The sequence below is a fragment of the Agrobacterium sp. NPDC089420 genome (assembly GCF_044900305.1).
In the GTDB taxonomy this organism is placed as follows: Bacteria; Pseudomonadota; Alphaproteobacteria; order Rhizobiales; family Rhizobiaceae; genus Agrobacterium.
In genome coordinates this window covers 1-1,491 of sequence record NZ_JBJDMY010000065.1, presented here as the reverse complement: position 1 = coordinate 1,491, position 1,491 = coordinate 1, and the positions used below count along the sequence as shown (strand labels likewise).

General features: G+C 62.2%; 1 protein-coding gene. It reads left to right on the top strand.

The features are described 5' to 3' along the window. Positions 1 to 1,491, top strand: a 1,491-nt coding sequence (locus tag ACI2KA_RS26945) for an acyl-CoA carboxylase subunit beta (RefSeq protein WP_404505488.1), incomplete at its 5' end; no start/stop codon positions are given.

The window sequence follows — 1,491 nt, the reverse complement described above, 5'->3', positions numbered from 1 at the left end:
GCCCGCCTCGGCGGCGGTGCGAAGCGCATCGATGCGCAACATGCCAAGGGCAAGCTGACGGCGCGCGAGCGTATCGATGTGCTTCTGGATGAAGGCTCCTTTGAGGAATACGACATGTACGTCACCCACCGGGCGGTGGATTTCGGCATGGCGGAGCAGAAGGTGGCCGGTGACGGCGTCGTCACCGGCTGGGGCACCATCCACGGCCGGCAGGTCTATGTGTTTTCCCAGGACTTCACCGTGCTTGGCGGTTCGCTGTCGGAAACCCATGCCCAGAAGATCTGCAAGATCATGGATATGGCGGTCAGGAACGGCGCGCCGGTGATCGGCCTCAACGACAGCGGCGGCGCGCGCATTCAGGAAGGTGTCGCCTCGCTCGGCGGTTATGCCGATGTGTTCAAGAGGAATGTCGTCGCCTCCGGCGTCGTGCCGCAGATCTCGGTCATCATGGGGCCTTGTGCGGGCGGCGCGGTCTATTCGCCGGCTATGACCGATTTCATCTTCATGGTGCGCGACACCTCCTACATGTTCGTGACCGGGCCGGATGTGGTCAAGACCGTGACGAACGAGATCGTCACGGCCGAAGAGCTGGGCGGCGCCTCCACCCATACGAAAAAATCCTCCGTCGCCGACGGTGCTTATGAGAACGACATCGAGACGCTGGAACAGGTGCGGCTGCTGTTCGATTTCCTGCCGCTCAACAACCGCGAGAAACCGCCGGTCAGGCCCTTCCACGACGATCCGGCGCGGCTGGAGGCACGGCTCGACACGCTGATCCCGGACAGTTCCAACAAGCCCTATGACATGAAGGAGCTGATCCTGGCGCTCGCCGACGAGGGCGATTTCTTCGAATTGCAGGAAGCCTTTGCCAAAAACATCATCACCGGCTTCATCCGTCTCGAGGGCCAGACGGTGGGGGTCGTCGCCAACCAGCCGATGGTGCTGGCCGGCTGCCTCGATATCGACAGTTCGCGCAAGGCGGCCCGGTTCGTGCGCTTCTGCGACGCCTTCAACATTCCGCTGCTGACGCTGGTGGATGTGCCGGGTTTCCTGCCCGGAACGGCGCAGGAATATGGCGGCGTCATCAAGCATGGCGCAAAGCTGCTGTTCGCCTATTCGGAGGCGACGGTGCCGATGGTGACGCTGATTACCCGCAAGGCCTATGGCGGCGCTTATGACGTGATGGCGTCGAAACATATCGGCGCGGATGTGAACTACGCCTGGCCGACTGCGGAAATCGCGGTGATGGGGGCGAAGGGCGCGGCCGAAATCCTCTATCGGTCCGAGCTTGCCGATCCGGAGAAGATCGCGGCGCGCACGAAGGAATATGAGGAGCGTTTCGCCAATCCCTTCGTGGCGGCGGAACGGGGGTTCATCGACGAGGTGATCATGCCGCATTCCTCACGCCGCCGCATCGCCCGCGCCTTTGCGTCATTGCGTGGCAAGAGCGTCGAAACCAGATGGAAGAAACACGATACCATTCCGCTCTAA